The 1,566-nt window shown below is 34.7% G+C and carries 2 protein-coding genes; one reads left to right on the top strand and one right to left on the bottom strand.

The window, feature by feature from the left end; all coding sequences use genetic code 11:
- The first annotated feature begins 257 nt into the window (after window positions 1-257).
- A complete protein-coding gene (locus tag F6K13_RS32440; protein WP_124147795.1) occupies window positions 258-575 on the top strand; it encodes a YkvA family protein in 318 nt (105 codons plus the stop codon).
- A gap of 739 nt (window positions 576-1,314) precedes the next feature.
- On the opposite strand, the gene F6K13_RS32435 is transcribed toward F6K13_RS32440, so the two are convergent.
- On the bottom strand, window positions 1,315-1,566 hold a 252-nt coding region (locus tag F6K13_RS32435; protein ID WP_287289809.1), incomplete at its 5' end, for a hypothetical protein.

Here is a 1,566-nt window from a genome sequence, read left to right as displayed (position 1 = left end):
ACCAAGAAGAATTAAAATTTATTAATGAAATTGGTTATAACCTAACCTCAGTTATTGCTTGAATATCTTCAAAAGCTGATTGCTGAATGCTAATAGCTGAATGCTTACAGGTTAACTACAAACTCCAATCACAAAATTCCCTAATTTTAAGTGTAGAAATTTCTGTAAAAACTATGGTGGATACTGACACTGCCATACTGCTTAAAATTCTGCCATTATTAAAAATGTAAGTAAGTTTTAAGTTTAAGGATAATTAAATGAGTTTTTCCATTCAATCTCTATATACTTGGTATCGTAATACTATCCGTAATCCTAAATATCGTTGGTGGATTATTGCTGGAACATTGGCTTATGTATTAAGTCCTTTTGACATCTCTCCAGATTTTATCCCAGTTGTCGGACAAATTGATGATGTTGCTATTGTAACTCTCTTAGTGGCAGAAGTTTCTCAGATGGTAGTTGAATATATGAAGTTACGTCGGGGTAAAGATGTGGCAGTTGCACCTGATATTAATGATAAAGACTCAACTACTACTGATACCACCGTTGATGTAGATGCTGTTTCAATCAAATAAATTAGACTTAGGCAAAATTAGCTTTCGAGTATTTTGTCTCCACTGTATGAAATATGAAAAAGAATGCTACGGGAGATTCCCCCTAACTCCCATTCAAAAGAAAGTGAAGCAACATCTGGCTTCTCCCTTGACAAGGGGGACGGGAGGGGGATCGAAGGCGTGATACATAGCAAAAATTTTAGTATTTCAAATAAGAATATTTAACCTAAGTCTCCAGTTAATGAAAAATGATGGACTTGGGTTTATTTTTTTGCAGAAAAAAAAATGGTGTAATACCATTTCTCAAAAGCTTTTCTACATTTTGTTGAGTAGGGGACCCACCCCTAACCCCTCCCAGGAGGGGAAATAGGGGAGTGGGTAGGGACTTTGCATAAGGGCGTCCGTACAGGGAGAAGTAAAAAGTAAGAATAATTAACATTAACTGGGCTATTTTTAGCAAAAAGGTGATTATACCTGTTTTGATTAATTAATAACTGAAGTCTTACCCAAGTATAGCGTTACTTTTAGGAATTGGTATAAGATATCTTCGCTTAATGCCTAGAATCCTTAAAAAGCCTTTCAGTCCGTAAATGCTGTTTGCGGAGCATTCCGGTACGGAAAATGCTGATAGCTAGTTAATAGTATAAAAATCAAAATAAGGAAGTAGAAAATAGGTTGACTTTCCTCTTTCTACCTCCTTTAAATGTTCGGTGAATTTCAGATTAATTAGCTACATTTTTGGCATTACTGATTATAACTATCAACTCAAGTATGATAATAAATTTAGAGTTATCGATCTATCAGAATCATCAGCAATAAAACCTAGTTTTTCCGACCCCTTCTTTGAACTTAGCTCACATTCAGCTTTTAGCTGTTTCATAAATAATGAATATACACTGCTAAGGTCAAGGTTAGTTGTTTTTTCAATACTTTGAATTGTCCTTAAACCTCTCAATACTAATTCCTGCTTTAAAGGCAATGAATTAATAGCTGATTGCTGATTGCTGACCGC

The sequence above is a fragment of the Okeania sp. SIO2B9 genome, assembly GCF_010672505.1.
In the GTDB taxonomy this organism is placed as follows: Bacteria; Cyanobacteriota; Cyanobacteriia; order Cyanobacteriales; family Microcoleaceae; genus Okeania; species Okeania hirsuta.
The sequence above is the reverse complement of the archived record's forward strand: the minus strand, read 5'-3'. Positions and strand labels throughout refer to the sequence as shown.

What these genes read in the sequence shown, in the direction of transcription:
- F6K13_RS32440 (WP_124147795.1), top strand. Translation starts at nt 258, where the DNA reads ATGAGTTTTTCCATTCAATCTCTATATACTTGGTATCGTAATACTATC.